The organism is Mycobacterium sp. NGS69, from assembly GCF_059812165.1.
This window is the reverse complement of sequence record NZ_JCALCD010000003.1, coordinates 438,786-460,686: the sequence shown is the minus strand read 5'-3', so window position 1 is coordinate 460,686 and position 21,901 is coordinate 438,786. Positions and strand designations below refer to the sequence as shown.

Here is a 21,901-nt window from a genome sequence, read left to right as displayed (position 1 = left end):
GGATGAGAGCCCTGCTGGCCGCCCCCGCACTGGTCTCGGTCGCCTTGCTGGTCCCGCCGGCCCCCGCGCCCGTCGCTCGAGCCGACGCCACCCCGTCACCCCCTTTCGTCGACCACACCCAGTGGTCCCGCTGGCAGGGCCTGTCCAGCCTGCGGGTTTTCCCGACCCCATCCGGGCGGCTGGCCGCCAGGCAACCGGGCACCGCGGCGCAGGCCGACGAGGCCTGGGCCGAGGTGCTCGCGCTGTCGCCGGACTCCGACACCCCCGGCATGCGCGCACAGTTCGTCTGCCACTGGCAGCTCGCCGAGTTCTTACAACCGGGCAAGACGAGCTGGAACCTGGAGCCGTGGCGCCCGGTGGTCGACGACGCCGAAATGTTCGCCACCGGCTGCAATCCCGGCGGTCCGGAAGAAGGCTTCTAGGTGGCGAGACCCTCGCGGGCCCAGCTGGCGGCCCTGATCGACCACACCTTGCTCAAACCCGAGGCCACCCGCGCCGACGTGGCCGCGCTGGTCGCGGAGGCGGGCGACCTCGGGGTCTACGCGGTGTGTGTCTCGCCGTCGATGGTCGCGGTGGCGTCGCAGGCCGCCGGTCCCGGCGTCCGGGTGGCGGCGGTGGCGGGCTTTCCGTCGGGCAAGCACGTGCCGGCGGTCAAGGCGCACGAGGCCGCGCTCGCCGTGGCGGCCGGCGCCGGTGAGATCGACATGGTCATCGACGTGGGCGCCGCGCTGGCCGGCGACGTCGCCGCCGTGCGATCCGATATCGAGGCGGTGCGCGCCGCGGTGCCGCTAGCGGTGCTCAAAGTCATCGTCGAGTCGGCGGTGCTGCTGGCCCGGGCGGGTGTGGGCACGCTGGCGGACGTGTGCCGCGCCGCCGAGGACGCCGGCGCCGACTTCGTCAAGACCTCGACCGGCTTTCACCCGGCGGGCGGGGCGTCGGTGCATGCCGTCGCCGTGATGGCCGAGACCGTCGGTGGGCGGCTGGGCGTCAAGGCCAGCGGCGGCATTCGCACCGCCGCCGACGCGCTAGCGATGCTGGAGGCCGGCGCGACCCGCCTCGGTCTATCGGGAACCCGCGCGGTGCTCGACGGGCTCGCCGGGGCCTAGCCTCAGAGGTTGGCGAAACAGGGGTCGGTGGTGTTGTCGTTCGGGATGCTGGCGTTCTGCGTCGAAAAGTGGGCCGTCACACCGGTATCGGTCACCTGCACACTGTCGGCGTGGATGCCCAGCGGGTAGTTCTTGGTGAATTGCGCGGTGAAGTCGTCCAGCGTCGACTGCACCGATTCCTTCGGCATGGTGAAGCCCAGCGCGTTGAAGCTGACGATCTGCAATTGCAGCCCGGTGCCGGACACCACCGGCTTGGCCGTGATGTTGTCGAGCATGCCCTTCAGCTCGATGGTGCCGTCGGCCGGGTGAGTGGTCACGCTGTTGGTGACGAACGGACCCAGGACCGGGATCGCGTTCTGCACCGACTGCTTGATGCCGTCATTGGTCCAGGTGATGTTGGCGTCCAGCGAGCCGATGGTGCCTTTCGAGTTGGCGCTCGACTGGAGCCGGACGTCGCGGATGTTGAGGTTGAGCTTCATGCCCTTGGCGTCGCGGATGTTGTTGCCGGCCGTCTGCACCGAGATGTTGGTGTAGTGCTTCGTGGCGTGTTGCCACAGCATCAGCGGTGTCACGCCGAAGGAGGCGGTGGCCTGGTCCTTGACCTCGCACGCCACCGCCTGGGCGACTTTGGAGTTCGCCTCGTGACGGACGTACAGCTCGCCCCCGATCAGCGCGGCGATGAGGAGCGCGAAAACGATGATGCAGATCAGCGCGATGGACAGCGGGTCGCGAAGGAGGCGTCGTTTTCTCTTCACCGGTGCCGGCTCTTCGTCGGGGGTGGCGAGCTTCTCCGTCGGGCCCGCGGGCGGGACGGGCGGCGGCGGGTAGGGGGGTCGCGGCGGGTTCTGGTGCGGGACGGCCAACTGCTCGGTCTGCTGACCCGCGGCGGTCGGCGGCGGCGCCTGCTGCGCCGGGCCGCCGGTGCTGATGCGTTCGGTCGGCCGCTCAGTCGGGGGTTGGCCGAAGGGGCCCTGGTTGCCGGGTCGCGCCCATGTCGACGGGCCCTCGTTCGGTGGTCCTGGTGGGCCCTGTGGGTTCGTCACCCAACCGATTCTGCCCTATCCACCTGAGCAAAGTCGGAGCGGTTGCGCAGCACCGCGATGCTGTCCCGGGCCGCGGCGACCCGGTCGACGTCGATGTCGGCGACCACGAGCTGGGGGCCGTCGCCGGCCGAGGCGACCACCTCGCCCAGCGGTGAGACGACGAGGCTGCCGCCCACCCCCAGCGGCGCGCCCGCGCCCGACCCGGACTTGGTCAGGGCCTCGCCGGGATCGGCCTGACCGACCGCGGCGACGTAGCTCATCGAGTCCAGCGCGCGGGCCCGGGCCAGCAGCGTCCACTGGTCGAGCTTGCCCGGCCCGGAGCCCCAGGACGCGCAGACGACGATCAGCTGGGCGCCGCGGCGGGCCAGCTCGGTGTAGAGCGCGGGGAAGCGGACGTCGTAGCAAACGCTCAATCCCACCCGGACGTCGTCGACCTCGACCACCACCGGGTCGTGGCCCGGTGCGACGGTGCGCGACTCGGTGAAGCCGAACGCGTCGTACAGGTGGATCTTGTCGTAGTGGGTGTCCGGCCGGTTGGGGGCGCCGGGCCCGGCCACGATCAGCGTGTTCTTCACGCGTCCGTCGCCGGCCGGGCTGAACATGCCCGCGATCACGGTGATCCCGGTCTCGGTCGCGATCCCGCGCACACCGTTCGCCCAGGGCCCGTCGACGGGCTCGGCGATCGGGGCCAGGGGGACGCCGAATCGGCACATGGTCGCCTCGGGAAAAGCCACCAGCCGCGCGCCGGCGTCGGCGGCGCGGCGGGTGTGCTCGCGGACCAGCTCGAGGTTCGCCGCCGGGTCGCTGCCACTGAGGATCTGCGCCAGCGCGATTCGCATGGGCGCCAGCTTAGGCCCGGCTCAGGCGCTCTTGGCGATCCACTCCGCGGTCAACCGTTGTTCCCGGCTGACCAGCTCGTCCAGCTGAGCGCCGATGAGCCGCTCCACCTTGCCGCCGATGATCGGGATCCGCACCTGGACGGTGACTTGGCAGGTCAGCCGGGCGCCGCCGGAGTCGGCGAGCGGCGCCAGTTCCCCCGGGCCGGACACCTGCACCGGGGTGTCGAGGATGCTGACCGCGATCGAGCCCATGGCGGTGCCGTCGACGAGGGGTCCCCAGGTTTCCCTGCGCCTGATACGGATGTCGCCCCGGTGCAGCTGCTTGACGACGGCGTGCAGGTTGTGGCTGCGCACCACCTGCAGCGTGACCACCTCGACGGTGCCGTCCCGTCCGGACTCGCCGCCGACCCGCATCGACTCCAGCTTTGCTTCGTCCACGGGAATGTCGGCCAGCCTGGCCCGCCAGTAGCCCTCCTCCTGGAAAGCCCGATGCACCTCTTCGACGCTTTCCTCGTACTCGGCCGACAACTCGAATGAATGCGGCATAGCTGGCCAGGCTACCGTTACGGGCCATGAAAACGAGCGGTGCCGGTTCGCTCTTCGCCGGCGCGCGTGTCGATGAGACGGTGCCGCTGGCGCCGCTGACCACCTTGCGGGTTGGGCCGGTCGCGCGACGCCTGATCACCTGCGCCAGCACCGAGCAGGCGGTCGCGGTATTGCGGCAGTTGGACTCGGACGCCCGGGCGACCCCGGTGCTGGTGTTTGCTGGCGGGTCCAACCTGGTCATCGCCGATACGTTGACCGATCTGACCGCGGTGCGCCTGGCGGGCGACGGCATCACCGTGGACGGCAACGTGGTCCGCGCCGAGGCCGGTGCGGTGTGGGACGACGTGGTGGTCAAGTCGATCGAGCACGGCTTGGGCGGCCTGGAGTGCCTGTCGGGCATCCCCGGGTCGGCCGGCGCCACGCCCGTGCAGAACGTCGGCGCCTACGGGGCGGAGGTGTCCGACACGATCACCCGGGTCCGGGTACTCGATCGCGAAAGCGGCGAGGTGCGCTGGGTGCCCGGCGACGAGCTCGGCTTCGGGTACCGCACCAGCGTCTTCAAGAAGGCTTCCCAGCGGGGAGGCGAAATCCGTTGGGTGGCACTGGAAGTCGAGTTCACGCTGGATCCGTCGGGCCGCAGCGCGCCGTTGCGCTACGGCGAGCTGACGGCCGCGTTGAACGTCGCCAGCGGCGAGCGCGCCGACCCCGGCGCCGTGCGCGAGGCGGTGCTGACGCTGCGGTCACGCAAGGGGATGGTGCTCGATGCGAACGACCACGACACCTGGAGCGTGGGTTCGTTCTTCACCAACCCCGTGGTGGCACCGGAGGCCTACGAGCGGCTGGCCGGCGATGTCGAGGGGCCGGTTCCGCACTATCCGGCGCCGGATGGGGTCAAGCTGGCGGCCGGTTGGCTGGTGGAGCGGGCGGGCTTCGGCAAGGGCTATCCGCAGGATGAAGGGGCCCGTTGCCGGCTTTCGACCAAGCACGCGCTCGCCCTGACCAACCGCGGCGGGGCCACCGCGGAGGACGTCATCGCACTGGCCCGAACCGTGCGTGACGGAGTCCATGCTGTGTTTGGCATCACACTGAAACCCGAGCCTGTCCTGCTTGGCTGCAGGCTATAGCGGCTAATCTCCCGCCACTGCACGTCGGCGCCGAATTGCCGTGGCGCCGTTGGTGTCTATTCTCCCGGTATCTTTAGGTGTCGTGAGCACATCCAGTTCCCCGCCGCCGGTTAACCGGCGCCTGGCCCTGGCGGCCCTCGGGCTCGGCGTGTTCGCCCCCAGCGTGTTGGCCGCCTGCGCCGGCACCGTGGCCAAGCAAGCCGAGAGCAAGAAGGAGCCGCCGGCGCCCCAGCTGAAGTTCCAGCCGGCGGACGCCGCCGCCGACGTGGTTCCGATCTCGCCGATCAGCGTCCAGGTGACCGACGGCTGGTTCCAGAAGGTGGCGCTGACGAACTCGTCGGGCAAGGTGGTCGCCGGGTCCTTCAACTCCGACCGCACGGTCTACACGACCACCGAGCCGCTGGGCTACGACGCGACCTACACCTGGAGCGGTTCGGCCGTCGGCCACAACGGCAAGGCGGTCCCGCTGAGCGGCAAGTTCACCACCGTGGCGCCGAGCAAGAAGATCGGCGGGGCCTTCCAGCTGGCCGACGGCCAGACCGTCGGGGTCGCGGCGCCCATCATCATCCAGTTCGACGCGCCGATCAGCGACAAGGCCTCCGTCGAGAAGGCGCTCACCGTGACCACCACGCCGCCGGTCGAGGGCAGCTGGGCCTGGCTGCCCGACGAGGCGCAGGGGGCGCGCGCACACTGGCGCCCCCGCGAGTACTACCCGGCGGGCACCACCGTCAACGTCGACGCCAAGCTCTACGGACGGCCGTTCGGGGACGGCGCGTTCGGCGCCGACGACATCTCGCTGCACTTCCAGATCGGCCGCAAGCAGGTCGTCAAGGCCGAGGTCTCCTCGCACCGCATCCAGGTCGTCACCGACGCCGGCGTCATCATGGACTTCCCGTGCAGCTACGGCGAGGCCGACAAGGCCCGCAACGTCACCCGCAACGGCATTCACGTGGTCACCGAGAAGTACGCCGACTTCTACATGTCCAACCCGGCGGCCGGCTACACCAACGCCCACGAGCGCTGGGCGGTGCGGATCTCCAACAACGGCGAGTTCATCCACGCCAACCCGTCGAGCGCGGGCGCGCAGGGCAACAGCAACGTCACCAACGGCTGCATCAACCTGTCGACCGCGGACGCCGCGGAGTATTACCCGACCGCGATGTACGGCGACCCGGTCGAGGTGACCGGCAGCTCGATCCAGCTGTCCTACTCCGACGGCGACATCTGGGACTGGGCCGTGGACTGGGACACCTGGGTGGCGATGTCGGCGCTGCCGCCCCCGACGGCGCACCCGCCGGCCACTCAGATTCCGGTGACTGCGCCGGTGACCCCGTCGAACGCCCCGACGCTGTCGGGCACGCCGACGACCACCACCACCTCGCCTAGCCCCGGCGGTTAAACCGCGTCGCGCTGGCCTGGTCGCGCGGCTTCATCACGATCAGGTCCAGGTCCACGTGGGAGGGGCGCGAGGCGACGAACCCGATCACCTCGGCGACGTCGGCGGCCGTCAGCGGCGTTATCCCGGTGTACACCGCGTCCGCGCGCTGTTCGTCGCCGTCGAAACGGACCAGCGAGAACTCGGTTTCGACCGCTCCCGGGGCAATCTCGGTGAGCCGCACCGGTTTTCCGAGTAACTCACCGCGCAGCGTCCGGTGCAGCGCACCCTGGGCGTGTTTGGCCGCCGTGTAGCCGGCGCCGCCGTCGTAGGTCTCCAGCGCCGCGACCGAGGTGACTGTGACGATCAGGGCGTCGCCGGAGTCGACCAGCTTGGGCAGCAGCGCGCGGGTGACCCGCAGCGTGCCCAACACGTTGGTCTCCCACATCCACCGCCAGTGCTCGAGGTCGGCGTCGGCGACGGGTTCGAGGCCCCGGGCGCCACCGGCGTTGTTGATCAACACGTCGACCCGGCCGAGCCGGTCCGCCAGCGCTTGCACCGCGGCGCCGTCTGTGACGTCGGCCACAATGCCCGTCCCACCGATCTCGTCGGCCAGCGCGTTGATCCGCTCCGCGCGGCGTGCCACGGCGACCACGTGAAAGCCAAGGGCGGCAAGGACTTTGGCGGTTGCCTCGCCGATGCCGGAGCTCGCACCGGTGACCACCGCGACCCGTTTTTGCCCCCCTTTGCCGTTCATCGGAATAACTCTAATAAACGTGCTAAATTCTCGGAGTGCACCTCAGCGCCCTGTTCGACAACACCGCCGCGTGTCTTTGCGCGGCGAGTGCGTGTTGTTGCCGCGCACTTTGCCGCTCCTGACTTTTCAGGCGTGGCCGAAGCCGGCCATTCGAACTCGGACAAAGGACGCTCGTGCGCTCGACAACTCTCACCCACACACATTCCCCCAGCCGTAAGGCCCCCCTGCGGTTGCACCGCCAGATCCTGCCCCCGGCGCTGCACATCTCCGATTCGGCCGCGGCTTCGGTCTTCCGGGCCGTCCGGCTGCGCGGGCCGGTCGGCCGTGACGTCATCGCCGGCGTCACATCGCTGAGCATCGCCACGGTTAACCGGCAGGTCATCGCGCTGCTCGACGCCGGCCTGCTGCGCGAGCGCGCCGACCTGGCCGTCTCCGGCGCCATCGGACGCCCACGGGTGCCGGTGGAGATCAACCACGAGCCGTTCGTGACGCTCGGCATCCACATCGGCGCGCGCACCACCAGCATCGTGGCGACCGACCTGTTCGGCCGCACGCTGGACACCGTCGAGACCCCGACCCCGCTCAGCGCCGCCGGGCCCGCGCTCGCGTCGCTGGCCGAGAGCGCCAGCCGCTACCTGCGACGCTGGCACCGGCGCCGCGCGCTGTGGGTTGGGGTGGCGATCGGTGGCACCGTCGACAGCGGTACCGGCCACGTCGACCACCCGAGACTGGGCTGGCGGCAGGCGCCGGTGGGGCCCGTGCTGGCCGACGCGCTCGGCCTGCCGGTCTCGGTGGCCTCGCACGTCGATGCCATGGCCGGCGCCGAGCTGCTGCTCGGCCTGCGGCGATTCGCGCCGAGCTCGCCGACCAGCCTGTACGTCTACGCCCGCGAGACGGTGGGCTATGCGTTGGTGATCGGTGGGCGGGTGCACTGCCCGACCAGCGGGCCCGGCACCATCGCGGCCCTGCCCGCCCACTCCGAGTTGCTCGGCGGCGCCGGCCAGCTGGAGTCCACCGTGAGCGACGAAGCGGTCCTGGCCGCCGCCCGCCGGCTGAAGATCCTTCCCGGCGTCGCCCCGGCGACCCGCATCAGCGGGTCCGCGTCCGCGATGACCGACCTGCTGCGGGTGGCCCGCGCCGGCAATCAGCAGGCCAGGGAGCTGCTGGCGGAGCGGGCCCGCGTGCTCGGCGAGGCGGTCGCCCTGCTGCGCGACATGCTCAACCCCGACGAGCTGGTGGTCGGCGGCCAGGCCTTCACCGAATACCCCGAGGCGATGGAGCACGTGGCGGCGGCGTTCGCCGCCAGCTCGGTCCTGGCGCCGCGCGATATCCGCGTCACCGCCTTCGGCAACCGGGTGCAGGAGGCCGGGGCCGGGACGGTGTCGCTGGGCGGGTTGTACGCCGACCCGCTCGGCGCGATGCGGCGCGCCGGGGCGCTGGACTCCCGGCTGCGGGAGGTCGCCGCGGACGAGTCGTCCGCTTAGCGCGAACAGCGCCCTTGGGGTCGAGCGGGGGCCCGTCCTGTAAAGATGAGAGAGTGCGGCACGACGACGTCCTCCGGTGCAGCGGCCCGCGCCGGGTTGCGGTGTTGGCGGTGCACACCTCACCGCTGGCCCAGCCGGGCACCGGCGACGCCGGCGGCATGAACGTCTACGTGCTGCAAACCGCGCTGCACCTGGCCCGCCGCGGCATCGAGGTGGAGATCTTCACCCGGGCCACCGCGTCGGCCGATCCGCCGGTCGCCCACGTGGCGCCCGGCGTGCTGGTCCGCAACGTGGTGGCGGGGCCGTTCGAGGGCCTGGACAAGTACGACCTGCCGACCCAGCTGTGCGCGTTCGCGGCCGCGGTGCTGCGCGCCGAGGCGTCGCACGAGCCGGGTTATTACGACATCGTGCACTCCCACTACTGGCTGTCCGGGCAGGTCGGCTGGCTGGCCCGGGACCGCTGGGCGGTGCCGCTGGTGCACACCGCGCACACACTCGCCGCGGTGAAAAACGCGGCCCTGGCGGACGGGGATGCGCCCGAGCCGCCGTTGCGCACGGTGGGCGAGCAGCAGGTGGTCGACGAGGCGGACCGGCTGATCGTCAACACCGAAGACGAAGCGCGGCAGTTGATTTCGATTCATCACGCCGATCCGGCGCGCATCGACGTGGTCCACCCCGGGGTGGATCTGGACGTGTTCCGGCCGGGGGAGCGCCGCGCCGCGCGGGCCGCGCTCGGCCTACCGCTCGACGAGGACGTGGTGGCCTTCGTCGGGCGGATCCAGCCGCTGAAGGCGCCCGACATCGTGCTGCGCGCCGCCGCGAAACTGCCCGGGGTGCGCATCGTGGTGGCCGGCGGCCCGTCGGGCAGCGGGATGGCCTCCCCGGACGGCCTGGTTCGGCTGGCCGACGAGCTCGGCATCACCGACCGGGTGACGTTCCTGCCGCCGCAGTCCCGCACAGACCTCGCCACGTTGTTCCAGGCCGCGAATCTTGTTGCGGTGCCGAGTTATTCGGAGTCGTTCGGGCTCGTAGCCGTCGAGGCGCAGGCGTGCGGCACTCCGGTGGTGGCCGCCGCCGTCGGCGGTCTGCCGGTGGCGGTGCGCGACGGGATCTCCGGGGCCCTGGTGTCCGGGCACGACGTCGGTGACTGGGCGGATGCCCTCGATCGCCTGCTGCGCCTGCCCATGCCGCGGGCGCAGGAGATGGGCCGCGCGGCCGCCGCGCACGCGGCCACCTTCTCCTGGGAGAACACCACCGACGCGCTGCTGGCCAGCTATCGGCGCGCGATCGGCGACTTCACCGCCCTGCGGCAGCGCCGATTCCGGGACCGGGCGGCGATGCGCAAGCCCCGCCGCTGGACCACGCGCCGCGGGGTGGACGCATGAACACGACCGTGCAGGCCGTGATCGAGCACACGCTGCGGTCGAGCGGGCTGACCTACTCGGAATTCCCCGGGGCGCACGGCGGGCTGCCGGGCCTGGTGGTGGAGCTGCCCGGGGAGCGCAAGCTCAAGACCAACACCATCCTGAGCATCGGCGAGCATTCGGTGCGCGTTGAGGCGTTCGTGTGCCGCAAGCCGGACGAGAACCACGAGGGCGTGTACCGGTTCCTGCTCCGGCGCAATCGCCGACTCTACGGCGTCGCGTACACGCTCGACAACGTCGGCGACATCTACCTGGTGGGCCGCATGTCGCTGGCGTCGGTCGACGCCGACGAGATCGACCGCGTGCTGGGCCAGGTGCTCGAGGCGGTGGACTCGGACTTTAATACGTTGCTGGAGCTGGGTTTTCGCTCGTCAATTCAGAAAGAGTGGGAGTGGCGGGTGTCGCGCGGGGAGTCGCTGAAGAACCTGCACGCGTTCGCCCACTTGATTGACGAAGACGACGACTCCGACGACTGAGGCGGCCGCGTGAGAGACTTTCCGGCATGGGAGACACTGCCACGCTGGTGCTGCTCCGCCACGGCGAGAGCGACTGGAATGCCCTCAACCTGTTCACGGGCTGGGTCGACGTCGGGCTGACCGAGAAGGGCCGGGCCGAGGCGGTGCGCAGCGGCGAGCTGATGACCGAACACGGGCTGCTGCCCGACGTGCTCTACACCTCGCTGCTGCGTCGCGCGATCACCACCGCGCACCTGGCCCTGGACACCGCCGACCGGCTGTGGATCCCGGTGCGGCGCAGCTGGCGCCTCAACGAACGCCACTACGGCGCCCTGCAGGGCCTGAACAAGGCCGAGACCAAGGAGCGCTACGGCGAGGAGCAGTTCATGACCTGGCGGCGCAGCTACGACACGCCGCCGCCGCCGATCGAGCGGGGCAGCAAATTCAGCCAGGACACCGACCCCCGCTACGCCAACATCGGCGGCGGGCCGCTGACCGAATGCCTCGCCGACGTGGTGGCCCGTTTCCTGCCGTACTTCACCGACGTCATCGTCCCGGACCTGCGGACCGGCAAGACGGTGCTGATCGTCGCGCACGGCAACTCGCTGCGCGCCCTGGTCAAATACCTGGACGGAATGTCCGACGACGAGATCGTCGGGCTGAACATCCCCACCGGGATTCCGCTGCGCTACGACCTGGACGCCGACATGCGCCCGGTGCTGCCGGGCGGAACTTATCTGGACCCGGAGGCGGCCGCAGCCGGGGCCGCCGCCGTTGCCAGCCAGGGGCGCGGCTGAATTTCACCGGGCCCACCAGCAGCTTTTAAAGGCCTGTTTGCCAAACATCGCGTAAACGGAAGCGGAACACCTAATGCGTAGGGTGTGACTTGTCCGATTTTGGCCGCGCTCCGCTAGGGCGGCGTTCACCAAATTTGTAGGATTTTGTTGTGAGTGTGTTCTCGGCGCTGTTGCTGGCCGGGGTCTTGTCAGTGCTGGCACTGGCCGTGGGTGTGGCGGCCGGGGTCCGGCTGGCGCCGCGGGCGGTCGAACGCCGTCAGCAATCCTCCACCGAATGGACGGGCATCACCGTCGCGCAGATGCTGCAACGCATCGTCGCGCTGATGCCGCTGGGAGCCGCGGTGGTGGATTCGCACCGCGACGTCGTCTATCTCAACGACCGGGCCAGGGAATTGGGCCTGGTGCGCGACCGGCAGCTCGACGACCAGGCCTGGCAGGCCGCGCAGCAGGCGCTCACCGGCGTCGACGTGGAGTTCGACCTGCGGCCGGCCAAACGCGCGGCGGGCCGCTCCGGGCTGTCGGTGCACGGGCAGGCACGGTTGCTGAGCGAAGAGGACCGCCGGTTCGCCGTCGTTTTCGTCCACGACCAGTCCGACTACGCCCGGATGGAGGCCACCAGGCGCGATTTCGTGGCCAACGTCAGCCACGAGCTCAAGACCCCGGTGGGCGCCATGGCGCTGCTCGCCGAGGCCCTGCTGGCCTCCGCGGACGACTCCGAAACGGTTCGCCGTTTCGCCGAAAAGGTGCTGGTGGAAGCCAACCGGTTGGGGGACATGGTCGCCGAGCTGATCGAGCTGTCCCGGCTGCAAGGGGCCGACCCGTTGCCCAACGTCACCGACGTCGAGGTGGATACCGTTGTGTCGGAGGCGATTTCGCGTCACAAGGTGGCCGCCGAAAACGCCGATATCGAGGTGCGGACCGACGCGCCCAGCGGCCTGCGGGTGCTGGGCGACGAAGCGCTGCTGGTGACCGCGCTGGCCAACCTGGTGTCCAACGCGATCGCCTATTCGCCCCCGGGTTCGCCGGTGTCCATCAGCCGTCGGCGCCGTGGCGACAACATCGAGATCGCCGTGACCGACCGCGGGATCGGGATCGCGCTGGAAGACCAGGAACGGGTCTTCGAGCGGTTCTTCCGGGGGGACAAGGCGCGTTCACGGGCCACCGGCGGCAGCGGGCTTGGGCTCGCGATCGTCAAACACGTTGCGGCCAACCACAACGGCAGCATCGGCGTGTGGAGCAAGCCGGGAACCGGATCGACGTTCACGCTTTCGATTCCGGCCTACAAAGACGGCGACGAGGAACCCGAGCAACCGCGGGGCCGCGAGGTGCGGCCCAACAGGTCACAACGAGAGGAAGAACTAAGTCGATGACCAGTGTGCTGATCGTGGAGGACGAGGAGTCGCTGGCCGATCCTCTGGCATTCCTCCTGCGCAAGGAGGGCTTCGAGGCCACCGTGGTAACCGACGGCCCCGCGGCGCTCGCCGAGTTCGATCGCGGCGGCGCCGACATCGTGCTGCTCGATCTGATGCTGCCGGGCATGTCCGGCACCGACGTGTGCAAGCAGCTGCGCGCCCGTTCCAGCGTGCCGGTGATCATGGTGACGGCGCGGGACAGCGAGATCGACAAGGTCGTCGGCCTCGAGTTGGGCGCGGATGACTATGTCACGAAGCCCTATTCGGCGCGCGAGTTGATCGCCCGGATCCGCGCGGTGCTGCGCCGTGGCGGCGACGACGACTCCGAAATCAGCGATGGCGTGCTGGAGTCCGGGCCGGTCCGCATGGACGTCGAGCGCCACGTCGTCTCCGTCAACGGTGACACGATCACGTTGCCGCTCAAGGAATTCGACCTGCTCGAATACCTGATGCGCAACAGCGGGCGGGTGCTGACCCGAGGCCAGTTGATCGACCGGGTGTGGGGTGCGGATTACGTTGGTGACACCAAGACACTCGACGTGCACGTCAAGCGCCTGCGCTCGAAGATCGAGGCCGACCCCGCCAACCCGGTGCACCTGGTCACGGTGCGCGGGTTGGGATACAAGCTCGAAGGCTAGCCGCCCGCCTCGAAAACGGTTGGGGCGTCGTCGCTTGCGCTCAGCGTGATCCGCCGACGCATGTCCTCCCTCATCGGCGGCAGCTCGTCGAGGTCGAACCAGCCCGCTTCGGTGGTCTCGTCATCGGCGGCCTACGGCTCGCCGGCTAGCCAGCGCATCCGGAAAACGTGATCCAGGTACTGGGCTAGGTCGCCGTTAGCGTGCACGGCTGGCCGGGTCACGTGCACCCACGCGAGCCGGATTGCCCTCGCGCCGAGTGTGGGTGTGTGAATCCTCGGCTTTGCGTGTGAATCCTGGGCGCATATATCGCCCGGATCCCGCCGTATCTTCACAGTCAAAGCCGTACGCGCACAATGGAAGCCCAGGGTTCACTCTCAACTGTCACGGGCGCCGACCACCTCGTCGGCAACTCCCAGCGCCAGCCCCATGATCGACAGCTGCGGGTTCACCTCCGGGCAGCTGGGCAGGATCGACGCGTCGGCGACCCACACGCCATCCACGCCGCGCAGGCGCCCCGTTTCGTCGACCGGACACAGCTGCTCGTCGGCGCCCGCGGCCGCGGTACCCGTGGGGTGAAAGGCGGCCAGGTGCAGGCTGCGAGCGTCGCTTCGGCCCAGCGCATCGCGCAGCGCGGGCAGCGACGTCACCGTCGGCGCGGCGGGCAGGCCCGTCAGCACCTCGACGGCGCCCGCCGCGAACAGCAGCCGGCCCATGGCCTCGATCGCGACCATCAGCTTGGCCGCGTCGGTCCGGGCGAGGTTGTAGCGCACCAGCGTCTCGCCGCGCACCGAGGACACCGAGCCGACGCCCCGATCGGCCACCATGGCGCCGAACGTCGCGACCTGGGGCGCGCGGTCCAGCCAGCCGAGCAGCTCGGCGCCGTAGCCCGGATAGACCATCGAGCCCATCCCCGGCGGCGTGGAGGTCGCTTCGATCAGCACGCCATGGGACTCGTGGAACTCGTGGACGGCCGCGCTTTGCAGCACCCCGTGCCACGCGACGACATCGTCGTCGAAACGCCCGGCCAGCATCATCGCCGGATGCAGTGCGAGATTTCTCCCGAGGCGGGGATGCGCGCCAAAACCGCTGCGCCGCAACAGCCCCGGCGTCTCGGTGGCGCCTGCGGCGATGATCACAGTGTCCGCAAGAACATCGATCGCGGTGCCGTCGGGCCGGCGGGCGCGCACCCCGCGAGCGCGCCCTTGCCGATGCAGCACCCGCTCGACGCGGGCCTCTGAGATGATCCGCGCCCCCGCCGCGCACGCCTGCGGCAACGCGTTGAGGTGCACGCCGAACTTGGCGTTGCGCGGGCAGCCGATTGCGCACTGGCAGCAGCCCTCGCAGCCCGGCGCGTTGCGCGGGATGGGCGCCGCGCGCCACCCCAGCGCCGCGGCGGAATCCAGCAGCAGACGCCCGTTGCGGCCCATGATCTCCAGCGGCACCGGCGCCACGCGCAGCGTGCGCTCGACGTCGTCGAGGCGCTCGTTCAGCCGGTCCGGATCGGCGAGGGCAAGGCCGAAGTCGTCGCGCCAGCGCCGCACCACGCCGTCCGGCGGCCGATAACACGTCCCGGAGTTCACCACCGTGGTGCCCCCGACCGCTCGACCGATGGGCAGCACCACCGACGGGCGGCCCAGGGCGACGGTGGCCCCCGCGCCCCGGTACAGACCGGCGTAGCGGTCGATCGGGTGGGCGTTGCGGAATTCCTCGACCGTCCACCGGCGTCCCTCCTCGAGCACGACAGTGTCCAGGCCGGCCCGCGCCAGGGTGCGCGCCACCATCGCGCCGCCGGCCCCGGACCCCACGATGACGGCGTCGGCGGCGACGACGGAGCGGCTCTCGGCTGAGGGGGTGATGTTCAACGACGCGTCGGGACGCGCGATGTCGTGTCGCTGGGCGCGCGAAAGCAGTTCCGGCGCGTAGGTTTCGGCGCCGTTGGCGAGCAACACGACCGCCTTCATCGCCTCCACGGCCGCACCGGCGTCAGGGCCGAGCGCCGCGACCCGCCGCAGCACCCGGTCCCGCTGGCCGGCGTCGAGCCGTGACAGCGAGCGGCCGCTGGTGAGATAACTGGCCGCGGCGACCGAGAGCAATCCGGCCCGCACGGCCCACCGCGAGGTCGCGGGCAGCCGCTGCAGGTAGCGGTCGACGCGCTCGACGAGCTGGGCCGGCGCCGGACCGCCGCACTCCTCGGGGAGCAGCGCGGCGCCGAACGATGCGGTGAGACGGCTCATATGATGCGTCCGAGCCGGCGCCCCAGCTTGATGAAGAACGGGTAGGTGGCGAAGATGGCGCCCGCGGCGGCGTGCAGCGGCCAGCCCGCGCGGGCGGTGTCGACGCCGAAAACGCCACTGTTCCACATGAAGTCGCGCCCGTTCTGGGCGCGGAACGGCCGCCACAGCATTCCGAGGCCGGGCACGTTGTTGTAGAGCCCGAACGAGCCGCCGAAGAAGACGCCGAGCGTGGCGGCCTCGGCCAGATCGCGGCGGTCCGAGGGCACTCGCCGCTCGATGAGCACTCCGGCGGCGAAGAGCAGGGGCGGGTCGAGAGCAAAACTCACGTCGGGATCCTTTCGTTGATCTCCGGTGCGTCGGCTCCGCGCAGCCCGACCTCGGTGTGCCCGGTTCCCAGCACCGACCAGTGCCGGTCGTCGACTTCGATGTGGATGTCGGCCTGCTCGGTGTTCGTGCACACCGCGCGCCCGCCGTCGGGATCGGTGTAGCCCAGGCTCACGCACCTCTCCGGTGGCTGGTCGACTCGGATGAGCACCCGGCGACCGCCCATGCGTCCCTCCAGTTGCCAGTGCCGCACACCCAGCGTCGTGCGCATCCGCAGCGACGGCAAAGGGCTTGTGGGCCAGTCCTTTCCATCGATGCGGAACCGGACGAACGCCATCGGCGCGAGGCGGCGTAGCCCCGGCTTGTGGGACACCGCTGTGACGGCCTCCATGACGTCGCCGTTGCCGAGGTCGGCGTGGATCCATCCCCAGCGCCGGGCGTTGCCGTGCCCGTAGATGTGGGCGACGCCGCCGCGCCAGCCGTCGAGGGGGATCGCAGCTTCGGCGACGCTCAGGGAGCCGGCGAATTCGGCGGTGGGCGCGAGGACCACCTGGGCGCCGGGCAGCAATTCGCGCTCCCATGCCGCGCGAGGGAATGTCCACAGCGGTGTGCCGGCGTCCTTCCACGACAGGTCCCATGCGAGCGATCCGGCGCGCCCGGACAGCTTTTCCGGGGCCGCGCGCACCCCGGCCGCGTCGAACCACGCGTCGCCCGCCGCCGACGCGGCGGGTTCGGGGCCGAATCGCTCGGTGCGCGGCGGACCGTCGGGCGCGAACCAGGTCGCCCAGCCGTGCGCGTAGGGGGCGTCCGCCGCGCGCGCCGGGGCCACCGTCTCGCAGTGGATCCACAGCCCCGCCCGCGTCACCGGATCCGACAGGGTGGCGTACCAGACCTCCAGGCGGCCGGCCTTGCCCCGCCAGCGCGGGGCCGTGGCCGATCGCATCTCGTCGTCCATGTGCTCACCTCCGATCGCGACGCGGATGTGTGCTTGATGCTCCACACCCGGTTGGTCCACTATATTGGTTGAGCCAATGAACCAGTCAAGTGCGCTGCAACCGCCGGATCGGCAGCGGGTCGATGAACAGATCGCTGCGTCGATCGCCGACGCCATCCTCGACGGCGTCTTCCCGCCCGGATCCACGCTGCCGCCCGAGCGGGAGCTGGCCGAGCAGCTCAACGTGAACCGCACGTCGCTGCGCCTGGGGCTGGCCCGCCTGCAGCAGATGGGCCTCATCGAGGCCCGGCACGGCAGCGGCAACGTGGTGCGTGACCCCGAGGCGCTCACCCATCCCGCCGTGGTGGAGGCGCTGGTACGCAAACTCGGCCCCGAGTTCCTGGCCGAATTGCTGGAGATCCGGGCGGCGCTGGGCCCGCTGATCGGCCGCTTGGCGGCGCAACGGGGCGCGCCCGAGGATGCCGAGGCGTTGCGCGCCGCGCTGGCGGCGGTGGCCGACGCCGACGGGCCCGCGGCGCTGCAGGCCGCCGACCTCGCCTATTTCCGGGTGTTGATCCACAGCAGCCGCAACCGTGCGCTGGGGTTGATGTATCGCTGGGTCGAGCACGCGTTCGGCGGCCGCGAGCACGAGCTCACCGCGGCCTATGACGACGCCGGCCCGGTGGTCGGCGACCTGCGGGCGATCACCGACGCGGTGCTGGCGCGCGACGCCGAGGCGGCCGCCGCGGCGGTCGAGGGCTACCTAAACGCAAGCGCGCTGCGAATGGTGCTGTCCTACCGGAAAACCCACGAGACCTGAGCCACGCCTCGGGCTACTCGGCCACCCTGGTGGCCGGGTGCACCGCGATGAGACCTAACTTGCTGCGGCGCTTGCACATTGCCGCCAACTCGGCGTAGGCCTTGGCGCCGAGCAGCTCGGTGAGCTCGTCGGCCATGCTTTCCCAGACCTGCTTGGCGCCGACGTGGGCGGCCGGATCGCCGGTGCAATACCAGTGCAGGTCCGCGCCGCCGGAGCCCCAGCCGCGGCGATCGTATTCGGTGACCCAGGTTTTGAGGATTTCGGTGCCGTCGGGGAGGGTCACCCACTCCTGGCTGCGCCGGATGGGCAGCTGCCAGCAGACGTCGGGTTTCATGGTCAGCGGCGCCACGCCCAGCTTGAGGGCCTTGGTGTGCAGTGCGCATCCGGCGCCGCCGGCGAAGCCGGGCCGGTTCAGGAAGATGCAGGCTTCCTTGTGCTTGCGGGTGCGGTACTGGGGCTGGCCGTCATGCTCGTCGAGTTCCAGATAACCCTTGCGGCCCAAGCCCTTTTCACGGAATTGCCAGTCGTCGTCGGTCAGCGTCTTGACCGCATCGTCGAGCCGCGCGCGGTCGTCGTCGTCGGACAAGAACGCGCCGTGCGAGCAACACCCGTCGTCGGGGCGGCCCTCGACCGTGCCGCGGCAGGCCGGGGTGCCGAACACGCACGTCCACCGCGAGAGCAGCCAGGTGAGGTCGGCCGCGATCAGGTGCTCGGGGTTGTCCGGGTCGTAGAACTCCACCCACTCACGGGCGAAATCCAATTCGACCTCTTGACCCGGTTCCGGGTGCGAATTCGCCATTTTGTCAACGTTAGTCCACGATTCCGCCTGGTGACCCCGCTGACACACGGCCGCCCTCCGCGGCGCACCCCCTGCGGCGCGACTAGTTTGTTTCTGTGCGGTTAGGTGTGCTCGACGTGGGCAGCAACACGGTTCATCTGTTGGTGGTTGACGCCCACCGCGGTGGGCATCCGACACCCATGAGTTCGACGAAGGCCACCCTGCGCCTCTCGGAGTCCATCGACAGCTCGGGAAAGATCACCAGGCGCGGCGCCGACAAGCTGGTCTCGACGATCGAAGAGTTCGCCAAGATCGCGGACAGCTCAGGCTGCGAGGAGCTGATGGCCTTCGCCACCTCGGCGGTCCGCGACGCCGAGAATTCCGACGACGTGCTGTCGCGGGTCCGCAAAGAAGCCGGCGTCGAGCTGGAGGTGCTGCGCGGCGTCGACGAGTCGCGGCTGACGTTCCTGGCGGTGCGCCGGTGGTACGGGTGGAGCGCCGGGCGAATCATCAACCTCGATATCGGCGGGGGCTCGCTGGAGATGTCCAGCGGCGTCGACGAGGAGCCCGAGGTGGCGCTGTCGTTGCCGCTGGGCGCGGGGCGATTGACCCGCGAATGGCTGCCCGACGATCCGCCCGGGCGGCGCCGCGTGGCGATGCTGCGGGACTGGCTGGACGCAGAGCTCGCGGATGCCTGTGAGACGGTGCTCGACGCCGGCGCCCCCGATCTCGCGGTCGCCACGTCCAAGACGTTCCGGTCGCTGGCGCGGCTCACCGGGGCCGCGCCATCGGCGGCCGGACCCCGGGTGAAGAGGACGTTGACAGCAAACGGCCTCAGACAACTCATATCTTTCATCTCTAGGATGACGACCGCTGACCGGGCCGAACTGGAGGGAGTGAGCGCCGAGCGGGCACCGCAGATCGTGGCGGGTGCCCTGGTGGCCGAGGCGAGTATGCGAGTGCTGTCGATCGAAGCGGTGGATATCTGCCCGTGGGCATTACGGGAAGGTCTCATCTTGCGAAAACTCGACAGCGAAGCTGACGGAACCTCCCTCGTCGGCAGCTCCGTGCGCGATGCTGGAGGCCAGAAGGCTGATCGGAACGCCAACCGATCGAAGGGCGACAAATCATGACCGGACCACACTCCGAGACCGAGAGCCCCGGCACCCGGCCGATCTCGGTGGCCGAACTGCTGGCCAGGAATGGGACGATCGGCGAGCCGTCGGTCACCCGCCGCCGCCGCCGGCGGCGCGGCGACAGCGACGCGGTCACGGTCGCCGAGCTCACCGGCGAAATCCCCGTCATCCGTGGCGACGAAACCGAACACGCAGCCAAAGGAACGGTCCAGGTCAGCGAGCCGGCCGCCGAGCAGGTCGCCGAGGACCGGCCCAACGCCCCGTACTGGTCCGAACCCGAGCCGCGCTGGCCCAAGTCGCCGCCGCAGCCGCAACGGCTGACGGGACCCGAGCGCAGCGCCTACCCGCGACCCCTGCCGCACGCCGACGTGCCCGCCGACCGCACCGGCCAGTCCGGCGCCGAGGGCATGAGCCCGGACCCGGTCGACCACTACGGCGACGTCCCGGTGGACGTGATGGACTCCGAGGTCCGCGACGCCGAACCGGCGTCCGAGGACTCGGCCTACGTTCGCTCCTACCTGCAGTCCGATTCCACGCTGTTCGGCGGGCAGACGCTCGCCGACGAGGTGGCGCGGCGCCGCGGCGCCGAGCGGGGCGCGGATGCAATCGCCGAGGAAGACCAAGACCGCCTCGGCATCGAGGCCGAGCGCGAGGAGGAGCCCGGCCGGCTTGCGGCGCTGTGGCGGGGAACGCTGATCGTGTTGCAGTCGATGCTGGCCGTCGCGTTCGGCGCCGGGCTGTTCGTCGCGTTCGACGAGCTGTGGCGCTGGAACAGCATCGTGGCTTTGGTGCTGTCGGTGCTGGTCATTCTCGGCCTGGTGGTGGGGGTTCGGGTGGTCCGTAAGACCGAGGACATTGCCAGCACACTGATCGCCGTGGCGGTCGGGGCGCTGATCACCCTGGGACCGTTGGCGCTGTCGTTGCAGTCGGGCTAGGCGCCACACACCGACAGTGCGCCCAGCAATCAAAGTCGGCCTGTCGACGGCCTCGGTCTACCCGTTGCGGGCCGAGGCCGCCTTCGAGTACGCGGACCGGCTCGGCTACGACGGCGTCGAGCTGATGGTCTGGAGCGAGACGGTCAGCCAGGACATCGGCGCGGTCAAGAAGCTGTCCCGGCGCTATCGCGTGCCGGTGCTGTCCGTGCACGCGCCCTGCCTGCTGATCTCGCAGCGGGTCTGGGGCGCCAACCCGATTCCCAAGCTGGACCGCAGCGTGCGGGCCGCCGAACAGCTCGACGCCCAGACCGTCGTCGTTCATCCGCCGTTTCGGTGGCAGCGGCGCTACGCCGAGGGATTCAGCGACCAGGTCGCCGCCCTGGAGGCGTCCAGCGACGTCAAGGTGGCCGTGGAGAACATGTTCCCTTTCCGGGCCGACCGGTTCTTCGGGGCCGGCCAGTCCCTGGAACGGATGCGCAGGCGGGGCGGCGGGCCGGGCCCGGCGATCTCGGCGTTCGCGCCGTCCTACGACCCGCTGGACGGCAACCACGCGAATTACACGCTGGACCTGTCCCACACCGCGACCGCGGGCACCGATTCGCTGGACATGGCCCAGCGGATGGGCGAGGGCCTGACCCATCTGCACCTGTGCGACGGCAGCGGCCTGCCCGCCGACGAGCATCTGGTCCCCGGGCGCGGCACCCAACCCACCGCCGAGGTGTGCCAGATGCTGGCAGGCGGCCGCTTCGCCGGCCACGTCATCCTCGAGGTGTCCACGTCCAGCGCGCGTTCGGCGCACGAGCGTGAAGCCATGCTCACCGAATCGCTGCAATTCGCGCGCACCCACCTGATGCGGTGATCTTTCACGATCAGCCAGGAGATACATGACCGCCTTATTCACCACCGCGATGACGTTGCGGGAGGCCGGCCCCGGCGTGTACGAGGGCGAGCTCGACAAGCACTGGACGATCGGGCCCAAGGTGCACGGTGGCGCGATGCTGGCGCTGTGCGCCAACGCCGCGCGCACCGCGTGCGGTGGCGGCCCGGATGGTCTCCAGCCGGTGGCCGTGTCCGCGAGCTTCCTGTGGGCGCCGGATCCGGGGCCGATGCGGCTGTTGACCTCCTTCCGCAAGCGTGGCCGCCGCATCAGCGTCGTCGACGTCGAGCTCATGCAGGGCGAGCGCACCGCGGTGCACGCCGTGGTCAACCTCGGCCAGCCGGAGCATTTTCCCCCCGACGGCTCGCACGCGCCGCTGCTCTCGGCGAACCCGGTCGCCGACCTGATGGCACCCGAGCCGCCTGACGACGTCGAGCCGATCGGCCCGGGCCACCCGCTGGCCGGCCTGGTGCACCTTGGCGAGGGCTGCGACGTGCGGCCGCTGCTCTCGACGATGCGGGCCCGTGACGGCCACCCGCCGGTGATCCAGATGTGGGCCCGCCCCCGCGACGTGGCCCCGGACGCGCTGTTCGCGCTCATGTGCGGGGATGTGTCGGCGCCCGTGACGTTCGCCGTGGACCGCACCGGGTGGGCGCCCACCATCCAGCTGACGGCCTTCCTGCGCGCCCTGCCCGCCGACGGCTGGCTGCGAATCATCGCCACCTGCGTGGAGATCGGGCACGACTGGTTCGACGAGGACCACATCGTCGTCGACCAGCTGGGCCGCCTGGTGGTGCAGACGCGTCAGCTGGCGATGGTGCCCGCCGCTCGCTAGCGCGCGCTGTCTGGAATGCTTGCCTCCC

23 protein-coding genes and 1 pseudogene are annotated in these 21,901 nt (G+C 70.5%); 15 read left to right on the top strand and 9 right to left on the bottom strand.

The window, feature by feature from the left end; genetic code table 11:
- Nucleotides 1-2 precede the first annotated feature (2 nt).
- Together AC5Y2S_RS11535 and deoC are read left to right on the top strand one after the other, a co-directional pair.
- Entirely contained in the window at nt 3-422 is a 420-nt protein-coding gene (locus AC5Y2S_RS11535; protein ID WP_499956276.1) for a DUF2599 domain-containing protein, read from the top strand.
- Nucleotides 423-1,106 carry a deoxyribose-phosphate aldolase gene (gene deoC / locus AC5Y2S_RS11530; protein ID WP_499956275.1) on the top strand — a complete coding sequence of 228 codons (684 nt, stop codon included), beginning with the start codon at nt 423-425 and terminating at the stop codon, nt 1,104-1,106.
- 2 nt (nt 1,107-1,108) lie between these two features.
- On the opposite strand, the gene AC5Y2S_RS11525 is transcribed toward deoC, so the two are convergent.
- Genes AC5Y2S_RS11525 through AC5Y2S_RS11515 form a run of 3 tightly spaced genes read right to left on the bottom strand, consistent with a single transcriptional unit; the run spans nt 1,109 to nt 3,534 of the window.
- Nucleotides 1,109-2,149 carry an LmeA family phospholipid-binding protein gene (locus AC5Y2S_RS11525; RefSeq protein ID WP_499956274.1) on the bottom strand — a complete coding sequence of 347 codons (1,041 nt, stop codon included), beginning with the start codon at nt 2,147-2,149 and terminating at the stop codon, nt 1,109-1,111.
- Nucleotides 2,146-2,988: a carbon-nitrogen hydrolase family protein gene (locus AC5Y2S_RS11520; RefSeq protein WP_499956273.1), complete on the bottom strand. Its 843-nt coding sequence runs from the start codon at nt 2,986-2,988 to the stop codon at nt 2,146-2,148. The genes AC5Y2S_RS11525 and AC5Y2S_RS11520 overlap by 4 nt, the downstream gene beginning before the upstream one ends.
- A gap of 21 nt (nt 2,989-3,009) precedes the next feature.
- Nucleotides 3,010-3,534: a DUF2505 domain-containing protein gene (locus AC5Y2S_RS11515; RefSeq protein ID WP_499903150.1), complete on the bottom strand. Its 525-nt coding sequence runs from the start codon at nt 3,532-3,534 to the stop codon at nt 3,010-3,012.
- A gap of 26 nt (nt 3,535-3,560) precedes the next feature.
- On the opposite strand from AC5Y2S_RS11515, the gene AC5Y2S_RS11510 reads away from it, so the two are divergent.
- Both AC5Y2S_RS11510 and AC5Y2S_RS11505 read left to right on the top strand, forming a co-directional pair.
- Nucleotides 3,561-4,658, top strand: coding sequence for a UDP-N-acetylmuramate dehydrogenase (locus AC5Y2S_RS11510; RefSeq protein ID WP_499956272.1), 1,098 nt, complete (start codon nt 3,561-3,563; stop codon nt 4,656-4,658).
- 40 nt (nt 4,659-4,698) lie between these two features.
- A complete protein-coding gene (locus AC5Y2S_RS11505) occupies nt 4,699-6,057 on the top strand; it encodes a L,D-transpeptidase (RefSeq protein WP_499956271.1) in 1,359 nt (452 codons plus the stop codon).
- Here AC5Y2S_RS11505 and AC5Y2S_RS11500 read toward each other — a convergent pair.
- Complete coding sequence (locus AC5Y2S_RS11500; RefSeq protein WP_499956270.1) at nt 6,041-6,790, bottom strand: SDR family oxidoreductase; 750 nt, start codon at nt 6,788-6,790, stop codon at nt 6,041-6,043. The two genes, AC5Y2S_RS11505 and AC5Y2S_RS11500, sit on opposite strands and share 17 nt — an antisense overlap.
- Before the next feature lie 173 nt (nt 6,791-6,963).
- On the opposite strand from AC5Y2S_RS11500, the gene AC5Y2S_RS11495 reads away from it, so the two are divergent.
- The 6 genes from AC5Y2S_RS11495 (at nt 6,964) to regX (ending at nt 13,000) form a co-directional block, all read left to right on the top strand.
- On the top strand, nt 6,964-8,274 hold the full coding sequence (locus AC5Y2S_RS11495) for an ROK family protein (protein ID WP_499956269.1): 1,311 nt from the start codon (nt 6,964-6,966) through the stop codon (nt 8,272-8,274).
- Nucleotides 8,275-8,327: 53 nt separating this feature from the next.
- Nucleotides 8,328-9,659, top strand: coding sequence for a D-inositol-3-phosphate glycosyltransferase (gene mshA, locus AC5Y2S_RS11490; RefSeq protein WP_499956268.1), 1,332 nt, complete (start codon nt 8,328-8,330; stop codon nt 9,657-9,659).
- Nucleotides 9,656-10,174 (top strand): type III secretion system chaperone family protein, encoded by a 519-nt coding sequence (locus tag AC5Y2S_RS11485; RefSeq protein ID WP_499956267.1) that lies wholly within the window; start codon nt 9,656-9,658, stop codon nt 10,172-10,174. The genes mshA and AC5Y2S_RS11485 overlap by 4 nt, the downstream gene beginning before the upstream one ends.
- Before the next feature lie 26 nt (nt 10,175-10,200).
- Nucleotides 10,201-10,950 (top strand): phosphoglyceromutase, encoded by a 750-nt coding sequence (locus tag AC5Y2S_RS11480; RefSeq protein WP_499903157.1) that lies wholly within the window; start codon nt 10,201-10,203, stop codon nt 10,948-10,950.
- A gap of 149 nt (nt 10,951-11,099) precedes the next feature.
- Entirely contained in the window at nt 11,100-12,320 is a 1,221-nt protein-coding gene (locus tag AC5Y2S_RS11475) for a sensor histidine kinase (protein ID WP_499956266.1), read from the top strand.
- Nucleotides 12,317-13,000: a two-component sensory transduction protein RegX gene (gene regX / locus AC5Y2S_RS11470; RefSeq protein WP_046187060.1), complete on the top strand. Its 684-nt coding sequence runs from the start codon at nt 12,317-12,319 to the stop codon at nt 12,998-13,000. Before AC5Y2S_RS11475 ends, regX begins: the two co-directional genes overlap by 4 nt.
- On the opposite strand, the pseudogene AC5Y2S_RS11465 reads toward regX, so the two are convergent.
- The 4 genes and pseudogenes from AC5Y2S_RS11465 to AC5Y2S_RS11450 form a co-directional block, all read right to left on the bottom strand.
- Nucleotides 12,997-13,254: pseudogene (locus AC5Y2S_RS11465) on the bottom strand (NUDIX hydrolase); the annotation flags it as partial. The gene regX and the pseudogene AC5Y2S_RS11465 sit on opposite strands and share 4 nt — an antisense overlap.
- 120 nt (nt 13,255-13,374) lie before the next feature.
- Nucleotides 13,375-15,234, bottom strand: a complete 1,860-nt coding sequence (locus AC5Y2S_RS11460; protein ID WP_499956265.1) for a GMC family oxidoreductase — start codon at nt 15,232-15,234, stop codon at nt 13,375-13,377.
- Complete coding sequence (locus tag AC5Y2S_RS11455; RefSeq protein WP_499956264.1) at nt 15,231-15,560, bottom strand: hypothetical protein; 330 nt, start codon at nt 15,558-15,560, stop codon at nt 15,231-15,233. The genes AC5Y2S_RS11460 and AC5Y2S_RS11455 overlap by 4 nt, the downstream gene beginning before the upstream one ends.
- Complete coding sequence (locus AC5Y2S_RS11450) at nt 15,557-16,513, bottom strand: tocopherol cyclase family protein (protein ID WP_499956263.1); 957 nt, start codon at nt 16,511-16,513, stop codon at nt 15,557-15,559. Before AC5Y2S_RS11450 ends, AC5Y2S_RS11455 begins: the two co-directional genes overlap by 4 nt.
- 76 nt (nt 16,514-16,589) lie before the next feature.
- Here AC5Y2S_RS11450 and AC5Y2S_RS11445 point away from each other — a divergent pair, with 76 nt between their 5' ends.
- Nucleotides 16,590-17,312 (top strand): FadR/GntR family transcriptional regulator, encoded by a 723-nt coding sequence (locus AC5Y2S_RS11445; protein ID WP_499956262.1) that lies wholly within the window; start codon nt 16,590-16,592, stop codon nt 17,310-17,312.
- Nucleotides 17,313-17,325: 13 nt separating this feature from the next.
- Here the strand turns inward: AC5Y2S_RS11445 and AC5Y2S_RS11440 are convergent, their stop codons facing one another.
- Nucleotides 17,326-18,111, bottom strand: coding sequence for a DUF3109 family protein (locus AC5Y2S_RS11440; protein WP_499903164.1), 786 nt, complete (start codon nt 18,109-18,111; stop codon nt 17,326-17,328).
- A gap of 95 nt (nt 18,112-18,206) precedes the next feature.
- Between AC5Y2S_RS11440 and AC5Y2S_RS11435 the strand changes: the two genes are divergently transcribed.
- From AC5Y2S_RS11435 to AC5Y2S_RS11420, 4 genes are read left to right on the top strand one after another with little or no spacing between them, the layout of a single operon-like run.
- Nucleotides 18,207-19,223, top strand: coding sequence for a Ppx/GppA family phosphatase (locus tag AC5Y2S_RS11435; RefSeq protein ID WP_499956261.1), 1,017 nt, complete (start codon nt 18,207-18,209; stop codon nt 19,221-19,223).
- A complete protein-coding gene (locus AC5Y2S_RS11430) occupies nt 19,220-20,161 on the top strand; it encodes an Rv0497 family membrane protein (protein WP_499956260.1) in 942 nt (313 codons plus the stop codon). Before AC5Y2S_RS11435 ends, AC5Y2S_RS11430 begins: the two co-directional genes overlap by 4 nt.
- Nucleotides 20,162-20,177: 16 nt before the next feature.
- Entirely contained in the window at nt 20,178-21,020 is an 843-nt protein-coding gene (locus AC5Y2S_RS11425) for a sugar phosphate isomerase/epimerase family protein (protein ID WP_067004539.1), read from the top strand.
- Between the two features lie 25 nt (nt 21,021-21,045).
- Entirely contained in the window at nt 21,046-21,873 is an 828-nt protein-coding gene (locus tag AC5Y2S_RS11420; protein WP_499956259.1) for a thioesterase family protein, read from the top strand.
- Nucleotides 21,874-21,901: the final 28 nt, after the last annotated feature.